This is a genomic window from Allorhizocola rhizosphaerae (genome assembly GCF_003426775.1).
GTDB classification, from domain to species: domain Bacteria; phylum Actinomycetota; class Actinomycetes; order Mycobacteriales; family Micromonosporaceae; genus Allorhizocola; species Allorhizocola rhizosphaerae.
Genome location: NZ_QJUG01000199.1, coordinates 1 through 15,702 on the forward strand (window position 1 = coordinate 1; position 15,702 = coordinate 15,702).

The window sequence follows — 15,702 nt, forward strand, 5'->3', positions numbered from 1 at the left end:
CGCCGTCCAACATGGACATGAGTTCATGACCAACGAGAAAAGAGGTGCCCCCGCCCGGGTCGGGCGAGGGCACGTGCGGCGAACCGCTCCGGTCAGGCCGCGGCGGGCTCGGGGAGGGGGTGGGCGGCGCGGGCCTTCTGGGGCAGCAGGAACACCAGGGCGAAGGCGGCCGCGGTCAGCGCGAGGGAGGCGAGGGTGACCTGTTTGGAGGCGGCCAGTGGGAGGTCTACTTTGGACACCGCGAAGTAGATGGTGCCGAGCACGGCGATGCCGAGCGAGGCGCCCAATTGCTGGACGGACTCCAGCAGGCTGGCGGCCGAGCCCATCTCCCGGTCGGCGACCTCGCCCATGATGATGTCGAACACCGGCACGAAAACCATGCCCATCCCGGTGCCGTAGACCACCAGCGGCAGGAACATGCTTCCACTGCCGATCACCTCGTAGAGCCAAATCAACGATACGCCCATGAGCGCGAGTCCAATGTGGAGGATGCGCCGGCCGAGCTTGGCCATCATCGCGGCCGCGAAGGCCGAGCCGATGAACGCGCCGATCGCCCACGAGGTCATGGTGAGGCTCGCCCGGATCGGGCTCTGGCCCAAGCCCAGCTGAAGATACAGCCCGACCGCGAGGCCGAAGCCGACGATCCCGCCGAAGAACACCAGCACGAACGCGACACCCGAGGTGTATGACCGTCGCGAGAGGACACTCAGCTCGACTATCGTGGACCGCCCGGAACGCTTGCGGCTCAACTGGTACCGGATGAAGAAGAAGAGAATGAGCACCGCGGCGGCCAGGACGCCCCAGGTCCAGATCGGCCAGCCTAGCTCGCGGCCCTGAATCAAGGGGAAAATGACCAATACCATTCCAGTACCGGCGAACAGCGCGCCGATGACGTCGAGCCGGCCGGGGCTGGTCGCGCTGGTGCGCGGCAGCGTGCGCATGCCCACGAGGAGGGCGAAAAGACCGAGCGGCAGATTGATGCCGAACACCATGCGCCATCCCGTCCCGAGCACATCGGCCTGCACGAGCAGCCCCGCGACCACCGGTCCGAGGATCGTCGACAGCCCGATGACCGGGCCGAACACGGCGAACGCCTTGCCTATCTCCTGCGGCGGGAACAGATCGCGGATCAGGCCGAAGGCTTGGGGAATCATCACGGCCCCGAACAGCCCTTGGACGACTCGCGCCGCGATCAGTGATTCGGGAGACCACGCCATCGCGCACGCCATGGAGGCCGCGACGAATCCGACGATGCCGATCAGCAGGATGCGCCGCCGCCCGAACATGTCTCCGAGCCGCCCTCCGGTCAGCAGGCCGGTCGCTAGAGCGAGGGTATAGGCCGCTGCGATCCACTGGAGGTCGGACTCGCCCGCGCCGAGGTCGAGGCTGATCGCCGGCGCGGCGACGTTGACGATGGTCGAGTCGAGGATGTTCATGAGCGTTGCCGCCAGGATGGCGAAGAATCCCAGCCACTGCTTGGTCTTTGTCGTCATGGGAATTAGGCTAGAGGCGTATTAGGAAGAGATCGCTCCTAATGGGCGGGGATATTAGAAAACATGTTGGAGACATCTGCACGACTGCTGCGTCTGCTGTCACTTCTGCAGACGCCGCGCGAGTGGACCGGCAACGAGCTCGCCGAGCGGCTCGAGGTCAGCACGCGCACGGTCCGGCAAGACATCGACCGGCTGCGCCAGCTCGGCTATCCGGTGCATGCCACGCGCGGCAACATCGGTGGCTATCGGTTGGGCGCGGGCGCGGTCATGCCCCCGCTTCTGCTCGACGACGAGGAGGCGGTGGCCGTGGCGGTGGGCCTGCGCAGCGCGGCCGCCGGATCGGTGACCGGCATCGAGGAGACCTCACTGCGAGCCTTGGCCAAACTGGAGCAGGTGTTGCCGAGTCGGCTGAGGCGGCGGCTCAACGCGCTGCAGACCTACACGGTGTCGGTGCCGCTGGCGGCCGGCCCGCAGGTGTCGGCCGAGGCGCTGTCCACGATCACGGCGGCGTGCCGCGACCACGAGCGCATCCGGTTCGACTACCAAACCCATGACGGGGCTCAGGATCGGCGCGAGGTGGAGCCGTACAGTCTGGTCAACTGGGGCCGCCGGTGGTATTTGGTGGCATACGACATGTCGCGGGGAGACTGGCGCACGTTTCGGGTCGACCGGATCGCACTGCGCACCCCGACCGGCCCGCGGTTCGCGCCCCGGCCGTTGCCCGCGGACGACCTGGCTTCATATGTCTCGCGCGGAGTGGGCACGGCCACGTGGCGCTACCGGGCCCGTGTCATCGTGCACGCGCCCGCCGCACAGATCGCCGAGAAGGTCTCGTTCGCGGGCACGGTCTCGGCCATCGATGAGAATAGCTGCATGTTCGAAGCCGGTTCGGACAACCCCGAATCGATGGCGCTGTGGCTAGGCATGCTCGGCGCGGACTTCACCATCGTCGACGCCCCGGAGCTGGTCGAGCACCTGCGCACGCTGGCCGAACGATACGGCCGGGCGAGCTCTGCCGTGGGTTGATCGTCACGCCAGGAGTTGGGCTTGATCCTTGTCACGCTTTGCGGCGAGCAAGCGCCTCCCACGCCTCAGGACGTGACAAGGATCAAGCCCTTTCCCAGGTAAGAACGGTCGCCTACTGGATGTCGAACCGGAAGGGCATCCCCTCGCATCGGCGGCAGACGAACAGGCGCAGGGCCCCGTAGCGGCCGACCTCGATGTCGGTCTCGTCCGACTCCTCCGAGTCGATGGTGATCAACAGCTCGGTGGGCCCGCCGCAGCCATCGCAGTCGGTGGGCAGCTCGTCGGTGACGCCCCACTTGGCGTATCCGCCGACCTTCCAGCCGGGCGCGATCCGGCCCTCGTTGTCTTCCCCGTCGGCCCACGCCCGGTCGGTGGTCCGGGTCGGGTGAAGTGCGCACGGCTTCGGCATGAGGGACCAGTCTTCGTCGACCGCGTGCGGGCTGGGCGGGTCTTCGAGCACCTCCATCACCGACGCCGAATCGCGCCAGCGCAGCACGACGAACGGGGACCAGCCGTCGTCGAGCTCGTGTTCGTTGGGGCACCACAGCACCTGCAGCATGTCCGTCCCGGGTGGACAGACGAGGTCGGGGATGTCGCGCGCATAGAGCTGGGCGATGCTGACCAGTGGGTTGGGCTCGTGCTCGGTCGGCTCGTAGTGCACCGCGTAGGTGCCGTCGGGCTTGCTGCTCGTGCCGGTGAAGAAGTAGAACTGCTTGCGCAGCTTGCCGAACGAGATGTCGCGCGACGGGAGCAGGGTCTCGTGGTGGACCATGTGCGGGTGCTCGCACGCCGGCCAAGGATCATCGGCGGGCCAGAGCAGGGGCCCGCCGATGTGGCTGTCGTGCACGGTCGGCTCGCCCTCTTGCGGGTTGAGCAGGGTGGCGGTGCGTTCAGTCACACCCTTTTATACACCGGTATCTCGTCGGGCGGGGCCTCCCGTTCCACAACCCGAAGTCCAATGTGGATCCCGCCGGTGAAGTAATCGATCCACTGCCCCGCGGAGTGGTACTGCATGATGGCCGGCAAACGGCGCATGGCGGCGCGTCGCCATTTCGGCGCAAAAGGCTCGACGTCGCGGAGGGTGCGCGGTATCGGCGGTGGCAGCGATGGCGTGGGCTGCGGTGTCGTCGGTGATAACAAACGGTTATCGCAACCGATATTGGACGGTGGAACACCGAGCGGGCGAAGCTGGCAGCCACCACGGATTCACCGGAGGAAGCAATGTCTGAAGCAATCAGGGGTGTGTTGCGGCGCAACGTGCTTATCGCAGGCGCGGCTGGCATCTCGATGGCCGGGCTGGCCGCTGGGCCTGCTGCGGCGAACACCCAGAACCCACCAGGACCGGGCGCCGGGCCGGCGAACCCGAACGGCCGGTTCGCCGGCAAGGTCGTGTTGATTACCGGCGCCACCTCTGGCATCGGCAAGGCCACCGCCTACGCGATGGCCCGTGAAGGTGCCAGCGTGTTTTTCTGCGGCCGCCGAGCCTCGCTGGGTCAGCGCAATGAGCGTGAGATTCGAAGCTTCGGCGGCGAGGCCACATTCATGCGGGCTGATGTGCGGCTGGCGCCTGAGGTGGCCGCGTTCGTCGATGCGTGCGTCCGCCGCTACGGGCGCGTCGATATCGCTTTCAACAACGCGGGGGTGGAGACGCCCCGCCCCGCGCCGTTGCATGAGCAGTCGCTTGACGTTTTCGACGACGTCTGGCGTACCAATGCCGCGGGCGTCTTCCTCGCGATGAAATACGAAATACCGCACATGCTGCGGCAGGGGGGCGGCATCATCGTCAACACCGCCTCGATCTCCTCGGAAGTCGGCTTCGCCACCATCGCGCCCTACAACGCCAGCAAGCACGCCGTCGCATCGCTGACAAAGGTTGCGGCGCTGGAATACGCCGGCCGCAACATCCGCGTCAACGCGCTGGCACCCGGCGCCGTTGACACGCCAATGCTGCAACGAGCCGCGGCCGGGTTCGGCATGACATACGAGCAGATCGCCCAGGCGTACCCGATTAAACGCATCGTGCACCCTGATGAGATCGCCCGCGTGGTGATGTGGCTCGCCTCGGACGATGCCACCCCGGTCGTGGGGACCGACATCGACGCCTCCGGCGGATACCTCACCGGCTAGTCGGCAGATGGACGAGCCCGGCACGCAGCCGGGCGCCGCGACATGCTGGGCCTGCGGCTGATGCTGTGCTCAGCGTGCTCCGGCGGGAACCAGCCGGGCGAGCCATTCGGCCAGCGCGTCGCCCGTCATGGGCGAGCATATGGCCGGGCCCTGCACGGCGGCGCAGCCAAGCCCCGACACCGCATGGAAAAGAGCGGCTGTGTCCACGCCGTCGATGACGGTGGCCACGCCGAGCGATGCGGCAAGCTCGATGGTGAGCCGGACTACGGCCGCGTCCTGTGGGCTGTTGAGGATCGGCCGCACGAATGCCGGGTCCAGTTTTAGCTCATCGATCGGCATGGCGCGCAACCGATTCAGCGAGGACGCCGACCGTCCATAGTGGTCCAGTGCGAGCCGCATGCCGAAGTGCCGGAACTGGCTGAGCGCGTTGGCCGTCAGGCGCGGGTTGATGTGCAGCACGTCCTCGGTGATCTCCAGTGTGACCAACGAGGGCGGCACGCCGTGCTTGTTGATGATTTTCGCGAGATCGTAGGGCAGGCGGGCGTCCAGCACGTCGGCGGCCGTCAGATCGACCGACACACCGAGGTCGACGCCCTGCCGCCGCCACGCCGCGCACCGGTACACCGCCGACTCCAGCAGCGAGCGCGACAGGTGACGGGTGAGCCCGACCCGGCTGCCGAGCTGGTGGATGACGTCGGCCTCGATGATCCCCCGAGCCGGGTGGTGCCAGCGCAGGATGCCTTCCAGCGCAAGGGGCCGGCCGCTCTGCGGATCCAATTTCGGTTGGTACCACGTGACAAGCTCATCCTTGCCGACGGCCTGCAGCAGATCGGGGATGAGTCCCATGTCCGCCAGCGACGGGTCGTAAAACTCCACTTCGGACCGATTGGTTTTGGCCGTGCGCAACGCGTCCTGGGCGCACTTGATGAGATCTGCGGGGGCGTTGGCATGCTCCGGCGCGATGGCCACCCCCGCGCTCAGCTCGACCTCGACCGGTACCCCTCCAATGGGAATGGGTTCTGAAATCTTTTTGAGCAGCGCGCGGGTGTCCCGATCGACGGCGGCCCAGTCGGCCCGGCTGATCACGCGCAGGATGGCGATCTCGACCCCGCCGAGCCGCGCCGAGATCACGTCTTCGGCCAGGCGCTGGCGCAGCCGCGCGCCGACGGTGTGCAGGATCGTGTCGCCGGCCGTGTAACCGAGCACACTGTTGATCTCCGACACGTGGTCCACGCTGATGATCGTGAGCACCAACGGTGACCCGGACGTGAGCGAGCGCATCAGATGCGGCAGCTGCACATCCAACACGCGCCGGTTGCCGAGCCCACTGATCTCATCTGTCTGCGCCTTGATCTGTGTGCGCACCAACTCCCGCGTCTGCTCGAACGTCAGCGCGGTGCGCACGCCCGCCGCGACCAGGCACCCGCTCGCAAGCACGATCGTGACCGGGTGCATCTTCTCGAACGTGCCGTAGATCAGCACCACCAGCGCCGAGAGCGAGAACAGGATCGGCACCAGCAGAGCCATGAAGCCGCGCACCTCGGCCGCCGGCCGACGCCGGTTCAGCGATCCGGCCAGGGCCATGAACGTCAGGCCGAGCATCCACACGCCGTCGAGCCAGCCACCGTCTACATAGGACCCGTTCGAGATACCGAACAAGTAGGCCGTATCGGCGACGGCGAAGAAGGCCGCGCCGAGCCCGAGCAGCCACCAGATCGGGTCGGAGCGCCAGCGCACCATGGTCAGCGCCCCCACGCTGATCACGATGAGCACGAGGTCACCGATCGGGTAGGACAGGTTCGTCATCGTTTCCGCGAACGCCTCTCCCGACGCCATGGACAACACGTCGGCGAGGACCGACGCGCAGAACACGGCGCCCGCGGCGAGCGATGTCACGACCCCGTCGAGCCAGACGGACGCGGGCAGGCGGGTCACGGCCGCGCGCGCGAGCAGGATGAAACCGGCGTACGCGAGTGGGTACATCCCGATATAAAAAATGTCGGCGAGGGAGGGCACCGGGATTTCTTCGGCCGGTGTCTCCGAGAAGGCCACGGACCAATAGATGTCGCCCACGGACCACGAGGTGATGGCCAGGCCGATGCACAGCCATGCCGCGCGCTGGCGGCTCACCAGCATCGGGCGCATCAATGCAAGTAGCATTGTGCAAACCAGCACGACCGAATAGAACCAGGTATCCAGGAACACCGGCCGGTTGTCGCCGAACGGCAGCAGAGTGCTCAGGGCATAGATGATGCCGAGTGCGACAACGAGATGTCTTGCGCCCCGGTAGAAGGGTGCGTCGAGGATCCGGGTTTCCCGCTGGCGTCCTGGTTCGCGCATGCCGCGCATACTAGCGTCAATCATCGATGCGTTGGTTATCGGGGCGCAAAATATTCAGGCGATCTCCATGAACCGCCGATCTTTATGCACCCCGGCACTCGCGAGGCTCCGCACCCTCCAGATTGGACGCTGGAATCAACGCTCGCAGCCGATGCCGTCGTTGTCCGCGTCAAGTCCGTAGATGTCCCTGCCGATGACAGTCACCGGGCCGCGCACGTAGGCCGGCCCGTTTCCGCCGCCGCGAGGCGCGAAAATCAGGAAAAAGGCCAGGCCTGCGGCCCGGCATAGCCCGCAGCCACGGCCACCGCCGCCGCGATCTGGTCGCGATCGGCACCGGCCGCAAGCGCTGCCGCCAACAGCAGCCGCGCCTTGAACGGATCGAGGAATCCGGCCGGCAGCAGCCCGCGCGCGATCAAGTATCGCTCGGAGCCGGGAAAGCCATAGGTCTCGCGCAGGATCGACCCGGCTCCCGTCCGCGACGCGAGCACCACCGGCATCGCGGAGGCAAGCTCCGCCAACCGGCCAACCATGGTCTCCGGCACGTGCCCGGCGCCCATGGCCGCGACCACCAGACCGTCCACACTTTGCGCGAAAGCGTCCAGCAGCCCGCCATCGTCGCCGAACGCCACCGAGTATACGCCTATGCTGGGAATTTCCTTGGTGGGCAACGGAATCCGAAGCCGATTCGGCATCTGGGCGAGAAACCGGGCCTGCCCCTCGATCACGTGCCCGAGCGGTCCACCGTTGGGTGATCGAAACGTCGCCACGCTCGTCGCGTGCGTCTTGCGCACCATGGACCCGGCATGGATCTCGTCGGCGAAAACCACCAGCGCACCCCGCCCGGCCGCCGCCGGACTCGCCGCCGTCACGATCGCTGCGAGCAGGTTGGCCGCCCCATCGGCGCCCGCCAATGACGGATTGCGCATCGCCCCGGTCACCACCACCGGCCGGTCGTCGCCGTGCCAAAGATGCAGCAGATAGGCCGTTTCTTCAATCGTGTCGGTACCCTGCGTGACCACGAACCCGTCGGCCGCGGCCGCACCCGCCTGGTCGGCGATGGCCCTGCACAGCGCGATCACATCGTCGAATCCGAGCGCCGCACCCGGCAGTTGCCGGAAGTTCACGACCTCGACACCGATCCCTGTTTCGGCGAGCCCCGGCACCGCCGCCAACAGTTTCTCCCCGGACAGTGTCGGCGTCGCACCCCCACCCGCCGCGCGCGTCATCGCGATCGTCCCACCCAGCGCAAACACGGCAACCCGAGCAGCCATACGGTGCAGCCTATGCGACCGCCTGCCCCGCAGGGCAGGCGGCGCAAGGGTTTACGGCTTCGGGATGGCGACCGCGGTGTAGGGAGTTTCCGGGGTCGGCGGCGTGCTGAAGCGCGCGTTCGGCAGGTACAGGCGGCGGCCGAAGGCGGCGACCGTCGTGGGGATGTCGAAGCGTGGATCGGTGGCGGTGGTGACCAGCCGCCCGCTGCGGCCGTCGAGCGACAGGCGGAAGACGGCCACCCGGTTGAGCTGATTTTGCACGACGTAGAGCGTGCGGCCCAGCAGGAGCAGGCCGTCGCCCGCCGTGACCGGTTCGCCGCCGAGATCGACCAGCGTGGCCTCGCCCGTGGCCGGGTTGACCCGGAACAGCGAGGCGGTGTTGGACTGCACGACGATCAGCGCGCTGCCGTCGGGCGTGCGCACAATGCCGTTGACGTTGAAGCCGGGCTGGTACACGAGATCACCGCTGAGCGGCACGGCGGTGAAATCGTCCGGGAGCCGGCCGTGCCTGCCCAGGCGCAGCACGTACAGCAACGGGCTCATCGAGTCGGTGAAGTAGGCGGCGCGCGGCGTGAGCACGACGTCGTTGACGAACGTCGGCGGTGCCGCCGCGAACGTGTAGCCGGCCAGGATCTCGCCGGTGCGGGCGCTGACCACGCGGGCGTTGCCGGCGTTGCCGCCGGCGACGAAAAGGCGTCCGCGGTCGTCGAGTTTGAGACCCACCGATGGAGTACCGGGCCCGCCCGCGGGCAGCACGGCACCGTTGCCGGTGGCGAGGTTGGCGCGATAGATCGAGCCGTCGGCCAGCGAGCCGAAGTAGGCGAACGGGAGTTCACCGATCGCGATCCCCTCGGGCCGGAACCCGTTGGGCAGTGCGATCTCGGTGGGGAACAGATCACCGGCTCGGGCCGGGGTGGGCGGCAGCAGCACCGAACCGGCAGCAGCGGCCGCGACACTGGTCAATGCCTGGCGTCGGTTTATAGGCATGCGAAAATCCCTTCGCGGGTGATGACGACAGTCAATTCGTGCCACGTACCCCCGCGGGAACGGGTTCAAAAGAATCCAAGCCGACGACCTGCCACGTAGAAACATGCATGACGGTGAAGCATCGCACCTGGCTCAACGTGTTCATGGTGATCGTGCTCGCGCACTGGGCGGAACACCTGGCCCAGGCGTTCCAGATCTACGTGCTCGGGCGGCCGGCCCCGGCCTCGCGGGGCGTGCTCGGGCAGTTCTTCCCGTGGCTGGTCACATCGGAGTGGCTGCACTACGGGTATGCGCTGGTGATGCTGATCGGCCTGTTCGCGTTGCGCAGGGGGTTCATCGGGCGCAGCCGCGGGTGGTGGACGGCGGCGCTGGTGATCCAGTTCTGGCACCACGTGGAGCACCTGCTGCTGTTCGTTCAGGCGCAGACCGGCACGATGTTCTTCGGCAAGGCCGTGCCGACCAGCGTAGCCCAGCTGATCGTGCCGCGGGTGGAGTTGCACCTGCTCTACAACACGATCGTGTTCGTGCCGATGGTCGTGGCCATGTATCTGCACCTGCGCCCGACCGTGGAGGAGCTCGACCGGGCGGTGTGTTCGTGCGTGGCAGCACCGGCGCGGTGACGGTACAACCCGCGGACGGCTCGACCCTCGTCGAGCCGCCCGCGCAAGTGCGGGTGTCCATCCCGGACGGTCGCTTTCGGGAGGCGCACGTCTCGGTGGCTTCCGATGCCGGGGTCCCGGTCACGTCCGGCCCCACCCTGACGCAGGAAAACACGGTCACCGTGCCGGTGAGCATCACCTCGCCGGGCACATACCTGGTGGCGTATCACCTGGTGCGCACGGACGGGCACGTGCTGGCGGGGGTAACCCGCTTCGGGGTGGGAATCGCGCCGTCGGGCCATTCGATGGGCCACGCGCACCCCGGCGACCCGATCAATCTCGCTCTCACGGGCGTGGCGCTCGCATCAGTGATTGCGATGCTGTATGTCTTGTCGCTCAGGCCTTCGGCCAGACCGCGACGTAGAATTCGGTGGCGTCGCTGATGATCGCGAGGTACGCCGTGCGGCCACCGCTGCTGCGCACGCAGAACCGCTTGCCCGCTTCGATGTCCTGCCCCTTGGCCGCGCCGTGGGTCCGCAGCAGCTCCGCGCACTGCTGCGGGCTGGGCGTCGGCGCTTCGGTCCATTCGACGATGAGGCCGTCATAGGTGGTGACCGTGTCCGAGTAGAACACGATGTCGCCCTCCCAGGTGGCCTTGCGCGCGATGCCCTTTTCACCGTCGAGCTCGATCCCGCCCGTGCCCTGGCGGCCGAACCTGTCCTCGAATTGCATCTTGCCGCCCGGCTTCGTGCCATCGCCGACGGCTTCCCGCTCGTCGGTGGGCTTGAAGACGCCCTCGCCGAGCAGGAAGACGCCCAGGGCGACGAGCGCCGCCAGCATCGTCCCCAGCGCAGTGATCAATGCCGTCGTCGAATGGAAGAAGCCCTTCGCGTCCACTGTGGCATTATGAACGATCGCCGTCGCTGTGACGACATTCGATCTGTGACTGAACTGGCCGCCGCCGGCCGAGTCACGGCGACCATGGGGATCGCGTTTCTCGCTGACATCCGTGCAGGCAGGTTTGACCGTCACTGAGCAATCCGGTGGCTTTTTGATGTTCCGGTGCAACCGGGGCGGGTGCGGCGCGCGTTGGTGTTCCATGATGAGAAAGTTTCTGGCTCTCGTCCTGGTGGCCGCCGCGCTGACCGGGGTGGAGTCGGCGGCCGTGGCGGCCGTCGCGCCGACGGGCCCGGCAACGGGGCAAAGACATGTGGTGACGCTGCTGACGGGCGACGTCGTGACTGTCGTGATGCGACAGTCGGGCTGCCCGCTGGTGTCGGTGAAGCCGGCCAAGCCGAGCGGGACGCAATTGCGCAGTTGCACGCCTGATGGGCGTATGCGGGTGATACCCAAGGAGGTCGTGCCGCTGCTCGGGACGGTCCTCGACGAGGCCCTGTTCGACGTCACGGCACTGATCCGGGAAGGCTACGACGACGCGCGCACGAAGGAGCTGCCGCTGATCGTGCGGCGCGAGGCGGGCGCCCGCGCCGGGGTGTCTCTGTCGAGCATCGACTCGGTGGCCGTGCGCCAGCCCAAGGCCAGCGGGCCCGAGTTTCTCAAGAGCCTCCCGAGAATCAAGGGGGCGACACCACTTGTGCGCTTGGACCGGAAGGTCCGCGTGGCGACGACCCAGCGCCTGGACCCCAACCTGAGCCAGGTCGGCGCGCCGCAGGCGTGGGCCGACGGCTACACGGGCCGGGGCGTGACCGTGGCCGTGGTGGACACGGGCGCCGACTTCGGCCACCCCGACCTGGCCGGTCAGGTGGTCGAGCGGGCCGACTTCACGGTCAAGGACGGCGACGCCGTGGACCGCCACGGCCACGGCACCCACGTCGCGGCCACGATCGCGGGCACAGGTGCGGCGTCGGCAGGCAGGCGCAAGGGTGTCGCGCCGGACGCGAAACTGGCGGTGGCCAAGGTGCTCGGCGACGACGGGTCCGGCACAGACTCGCAGGTCATCGCGGGCATGGAGTGGGCCGCGGCGCGGGCGAAGGTGGTCAACGTGAGTCTGGGCGGCTGGGAGGAGAGCGACGGCACCGATCCGCTGTCGCAGGCGGTCGACGCGCTCACGGCCAAGCACGGCACCCTGTTCGTGGTCGCGGCCGGAAACTCCGGCGACGACTGGATCACCGGACCGGCCGCGGCGAAGGAGGCCCTGACCGTCGGGGCCGTGGACCGCGACGACCGGCTGGCGGAGTTTTCCAGCCGCGGGCCGGTCATGAACACCCGTGCCGCGAAGCCGGAGTTGGTCGCGCCCGGAGTCGACATCATCGCCGCCCGCGCGCAGGGCACGGCCATGGGCACGGTGATCGACGGTCACTACACGTCCGCGAGTGGCACGTCCATGGCGACTCCACACGCCGCCGGGGGCGCGGCGATCCTCGCCCAGCGCCATCCACAGTGGACACCGCAGCAGCTCAAGAGCGGGCTGGTGGGCGCGGTCGACCCGCTGGCGGGCGACGTGTACGAACACGGATCGGGCCGGCTCGACGTGGCCCGCAAACCCGTGTCGGCGCAGGCGATCGTGCATCTCGGGAGCGACGCGAGCGAGGCGACCCTCGCCTACACCGAGCCGATCCACCGCCTGAGCATCACCGCCGCCGACAGGCACGGCACACCCACCCCGCCCGGCGCGGTCACACTGTCCGGCAACACCGTGCGCGTCGACCGCTCGCGCCTGCAACCCGGGCTCTACAGCGCGATCGTCACGGCCAAGCCGCAAGCGACGACTCCTGTCACGTTCTACGTGGCACCGCCGATGCGCGAGCTGACGTTGAGCGCCAATCCGGTGGGGCCGGAAACCTACACCTTCGGTGCGGTCGTGAACCTCGACGATCCGGCCATCTTCGCGGAGTCCGTGTACATGCCCCCGGGTGGTGAACCCCTCAAGCTCAGCGTGCCGCATGGCCGGTACAGCATCATGGTTTCGCTTTGGAATTTCGAACCGTCCATCATGGCGCTCGCGGGCGACCCGGACATCGCCATCACCGCCGACACCTCGCTCGTCTTCGACGGGCCGAGCGCCAAGCCACTGTCCGCGACGGTCGAGGGCGTCCAAACCGTGGCCAACTCGAAGGGTCTGACCTACGAGCAGACCGCCCGGCGGGGCTACGGCTGGAGCGATTTCGTGTTCGCCTGGGGCGAGGATGCGCGCCGCGACGACAGTGTGCGCGCGATCCCGGTCGATGGCGCGGGCATCGGCACATTTGCCACCTTCACCTCGGTCAGCCTCGTGGCTGCGGGGGACCGGCCGAGCCCGTTCCTGTACGACCTGATCCGCGACAACGGCAATCGCATCCCGGACGATCTCGCCCACCGGTTCGACACCGCCGGGCTCGCCCGCATCGACCAGCGTTTCCACCTGCTGGACCGCGAGGACACGTATGTGTGGCACAAGCGCTACGGCTTCAGCCCGGGGGGCGCGTTCATCCTGGAAAACGACACCCACAACCCGCCGGCGAACCGGACCGACTATGTGACACCCGGCTTCCGGTACGTCGACGAAGCCTTCTACAACGCCGGTGTAGGTTACGGGGCAGTCACCCAAGAGGGCAGGCAAAGTTACCCGCCCGGCAGCAGGCACACCAAGACGTGGGCACGCCAGCCGCTGCGGCCCGACTGGTACGACAATCCGGCCGGCTCGCCGAGCGGTTGCGAGCCGGTTCCCATCACCCGCACCCGCGGCAACCTGCGTGTGCAGCTGGTCGACCTGACCGATCAGCACAACCGGTTCGACTGCCTGGGCGACGGCGACGCGTGGACCTTGGAAACCAAGCGCAAACTGACCCTGCACCGCAACGGCGTGCTCGTGGGGGAGCATGACGAGTCGTTCGGCGACTTCCCCGTCTCGCACTCCATGGCCACGTACAAGCTCACCTACGACCTCGAAGCCAGCGCGCTGCTGCCCGTCTCGACCCGGGTGAGGACCGCGTGGACGTTCAGGTCGAAGGAGGGCATGCCCGTGCGGCTGGTGTCGGTGGACTATGCGCTGGCATTGGAGGCCGACAACCGTCCCACCAATGGACGGGCCACCTTCACCGTCCGAAATGCACAGCAGCGCGTGTCGTCGTTCGCGCTCTACACGTCGCTCGACGATGGCAAGAGCTGGGAGCGGGTGGACGTGCGGCGGGAGGGACGCGACGCGTTCAGCGCGCACATGCCCGCGCCCGGCGGTCCCTACGTTTCGCTGCGCGTGGTGACCGACGGCTTCGAGCAGACGATCATCCGCGCATACCGTTAGGGGTTGGGGCCCCGCGAAACTCGGGGCCCCAACTCATTGCGTCAACTGCTCCTCGCGCTCGCGCTGCCCCTGTTGGACCTGGGCCTCGCGTTCGCGATCACGCTCGTCGCGCTCTCGTTGCGCCTCGGTGGCGGCCTGTTGACGGCGCAGCTCACGCAGCTCACGCCGGGTCGACGCGCGGTGCTTCGCCCGCCGGCCCATGCCCTTGAACAGCAGGGAAAGCCCGAACAGCAGCACGGCCCCTGCGGCAGCGCCGACCAGGAACACGTCGCCGTTGCTCAGCTGCACGGTGTAGCCGAAGACCTCGGCCGTGCCCGCGCCCGCCTCGAAGGCACCCTGGTTGTTCCAGATCGCGTACCCCGCGACGCCGATCACGCCCAGTACTAGCAGCAATCCAAGAAATACCATCTTCGCCTCCTTGTCTTCTATCCGGTACCCGAGGAGGCGCGCACAAAAACATCAATGCATGGGATCGGGCCACCCGCCGTACGGCACAGTGATGATCTCCATCATGTGACCGTCGGGATCCTCGAAGTACACGCCCCGGCCGCCGTCGTTGCGGTTGATCTGGCCGGGGCCGCGCTTGAGCGGATGGGCGTAGTACGGGACCTGCTCGGCCCGGATGCGCCCGAAGATCTCGTCGAACTCCGCCTCGGTCACCAGGAAGGCGTAGTGTTGCGACTCGATGTGCTCGGCGCGCGTGTCGAGGAAGTCCAGCGCCACCCCGTTGGCCGTCTTGACCGGCAGAAACGGGCCGAACTGCGGGCTCACCGACAGGCCAAGCATGCGCGCGAGAAACTCGGCCGACACACGCTTGTCGCGGGCCGCGACGATGGTGTGATTCAGGTGCACAGCCATGCGAAAAGGCTAAACCCCCGGCCTAGAGCATGCGTGCAGGTGCTGTAACGTCGGCGCGTGGCAGACGAGGGCAGGCGCCGGTCGCGGGTGCTGGGGTGGATTTTCGGCGTGCTCGCGGCCACACTGGCCGCGGCCACCGTGCTGCTCTACTGGGTCCTGCGGCGACCCGTGCCGTGGACCTCGCGCGACCCGGACACGCCTGCTCCTGTGGGAGAGCCACCGGCACAACCACCGTCGTCTTCGGACGGTTGCGAGGTCAACTGCAACGACCCGTGCGACGCGGCGTGCGAACAGGTCATCGACGGCACGTGCGGCTCGGTGAACGACAGCTGCACCAGCTCAAGCGACGCGTGCAACGACGCCGGTTCGAGTTGCGACGGCATGGGTTCGGCCTGCGACGGCATGAGCTCCGGTTGCGATGGGGCAAGCGCGGGTTGCGACTCGGGTTCGACGGCCTGCAACAGCACTGTCGCGTCCGGACAGTTGCTTGTGGACAGTGTCGCTTTGCAAATTCCATGGCTTTCGGTGCGCGCCCGGGTGACCCTGCCGGCTTGGGTGGGTGTGGGCGTCATCCGGATCTACCAACGGTTCGTGTCGCACCGCCTCGGCACGCGTTGCCGTTACGAGCCCAGCTGCAGCGAATACGGTGTGCACGCGCTGCGCCGCTTCGGTGCACTCGACGGCGCGATGGTCGCCCTCGCCCGCATCCGTCGCTGCCGCCCCGAAGTCCCCCCATCCACCCCTGACCCCCTCCCCCTCCC

Annotated in this window: 15 protein-coding genes; 6 read left to right on the top strand and 9 right to left on the bottom strand. The window is 67.7% G+C overall.

Features of this window, described 5'->3' with window-relative positions; genetic code table 11:
- Positions 1-92: 92 nt before the first annotated feature.
- Positions 93-1,493: an MFS transporter gene (locus DM816_RS31890; protein ID WP_117214109.1), complete on the bottom strand. Its 1,401-nt coding sequence runs from the start codon at positions 1,491-1,493 to the stop codon at positions 93-95.
- 63 nt (positions 1,494-1,556) lie between these two features.
- On the opposite strand from DM816_RS31890, the gene DM816_RS31895 reads away from it, so the two are divergent.
- Positions 1,557-2,519, top strand: coding sequence for a helix-turn-helix transcriptional regulator (locus tag DM816_RS31895; RefSeq protein ID WP_117214111.1), 963 nt, complete (start codon positions 1,557-1,559; stop codon positions 2,517-2,519).
- Positions 2,520-2,631: 112 nt separating this feature from the next.
- Here DM816_RS31895 and DM816_RS31900 read toward each other — a convergent pair whose 3' ends face one another.
- Together DM816_RS31900 and DM816_RS43075 are read right to left on the bottom strand one after the other, a co-directional pair.
- Positions 2,632-3,417 carry a hypothetical protein gene (locus tag DM816_RS31900; RefSeq protein ID WP_117214113.1) on the bottom strand — a complete coding sequence of 262 codons (786 nt, stop codon included), beginning with the start codon at positions 3,415-3,417 and terminating at the stop codon, positions 2,632-2,634.
- Positions 3,414-3,554 carry a hypothetical protein gene (locus DM816_RS43075; protein ID WP_162908048.1) on the bottom strand — a complete coding sequence of 47 codons (141 nt, stop codon included), beginning with the start codon at positions 3,552-3,554 and terminating at the stop codon, positions 3,414-3,416. The genes DM816_RS31900 and DM816_RS43075 overlap by 4 nt, the downstream gene beginning before the upstream one ends.
- A 207-nt stretch (positions 3,555-3,761) precedes the next feature.
- On the opposite strand from DM816_RS43075, the gene DM816_RS31905 reads away from it, so the two are divergent.
- Positions 3,762-4,646, top strand: coding sequence for an SDR family NAD(P)-dependent oxidoreductase (locus tag DM816_RS31905; RefSeq protein WP_211588948.1), 885 nt, complete (start codon positions 3,762-3,764; stop codon positions 4,644-4,646).
- Positions 4,647-4,715: 69 nt separating this feature from the next.
- Here the strand turns inward: DM816_RS31905 and DM816_RS31910 are convergent, their stop codons facing one another.
- From DM816_RS31910 to DM816_RS31920, 3 genes are all read right to left on the bottom strand, one after another.
- The gene (locus tag DM816_RS31910; RefSeq protein ID WP_162908049.1) at positions 4,716-6,986 is read right to left on the bottom strand and encodes a bifunctional diguanylate cyclase/phosphodiesterase; all 2,271 of its coding nucleotides are present in this window, start codon (positions 6,984-6,986) and stop codon (positions 4,716-4,718) included.
- 254 nt (positions 6,987-7,240) lie between these two features.
- Positions 7,241-8,266 (bottom strand): asparaginase, encoded by a 1,026-nt coding sequence (locus DM816_RS31915; protein ID WP_425455298.1) that lies wholly within the window; start codon positions 8,264-8,266, stop codon positions 7,241-7,243.
- Positions 8,267-8,308: 42 nt separating this feature from the next.
- On the bottom strand, positions 8,309-9,244 hold the full coding sequence (locus DM816_RS31920; protein ID WP_117214119.1) for an SMP-30/gluconolactonase/LRE family protein: 936 nt from the start codon (positions 9,242-9,244) through the stop codon (positions 8,309-8,311).
- A gap of 107 nt (positions 9,245-9,351) precedes the next feature.
- Between DM816_RS31920 and DM816_RS31925 the strand changes: the two genes are divergently transcribed.
- Both DM816_RS31925 and DM816_RS31930 read left to right on the top strand, forming a co-directional pair.
- Positions 9,352-9,864, top strand: coding sequence for a hypothetical protein (locus DM816_RS31925; protein WP_117214121.1), 513 nt, complete (start codon positions 9,352-9,354; stop codon positions 9,862-9,864).
- Positions 9,840-10,286: a copper resistance protein CopC gene (locus DM816_RS31930; RefSeq protein WP_162908050.1), complete on the top strand. Its 447-nt coding sequence runs from the start codon at positions 9,840-9,842 to the stop codon at positions 10,284-10,286. The genes DM816_RS31925 and DM816_RS31930 overlap by 25 nt, the downstream gene beginning before the upstream one ends.
- On the opposite strand, the gene DM816_RS31935 is transcribed toward DM816_RS31930, so the two are convergent.
- The gene (locus tag DM816_RS31935) at positions 10,240-10,944 is read right to left on the bottom strand and encodes a hypothetical protein (protein WP_162908051.1); all 705 of its coding nucleotides are present in this window, start codon (positions 10,942-10,944) and stop codon (positions 10,240-10,242) included. The genes DM816_RS31930 and DM816_RS31935 overlap by 47 nt on opposite strands.
- Position 10,945: 1 nt before the next feature.
- Between DM816_RS31935 and DM816_RS31940 the strand changes: the two genes are divergently transcribed.
- Positions 10,946-14,083, top strand: coding sequence for a S8 family peptidase (locus DM816_RS31940; RefSeq protein WP_246002475.1), 3,138 nt, complete (start codon positions 10,946-10,948; stop codon positions 14,081-14,083).
- A gap of 33 nt (positions 14,084-14,116) precedes the next feature.
- Here DM816_RS31940 and DM816_RS31945 read toward each other — a convergent pair whose 3' ends face one another.
- Entirely contained in the window at positions 14,117-14,491 is a 375-nt protein-coding gene (locus tag DM816_RS31945; RefSeq protein ID WP_162908052.1) for a hypothetical protein, read from the bottom strand.
- A 51-nt stretch (positions 14,492-14,542) separates the two neighbouring features.
- Complete coding sequence (locus tag DM816_RS31950) at positions 14,543-14,941, bottom strand: VOC family protein (RefSeq protein WP_117214129.1); 399 nt, start codon at positions 14,939-14,941, stop codon at positions 14,543-14,545.
- A gap of 57 nt (positions 14,942-14,998) precedes the next feature.
- Between DM816_RS31950 and yidD the strand changes: the two genes are divergently transcribed.
- A partial coding sequence (gene yidD, locus DM816_RS43970) for a membrane protein insertion efficiency factor YidD (protein WP_211588949.1) occupies positions 14,999-15,702 on the top strand: 704 nt, incomplete at its 3' end.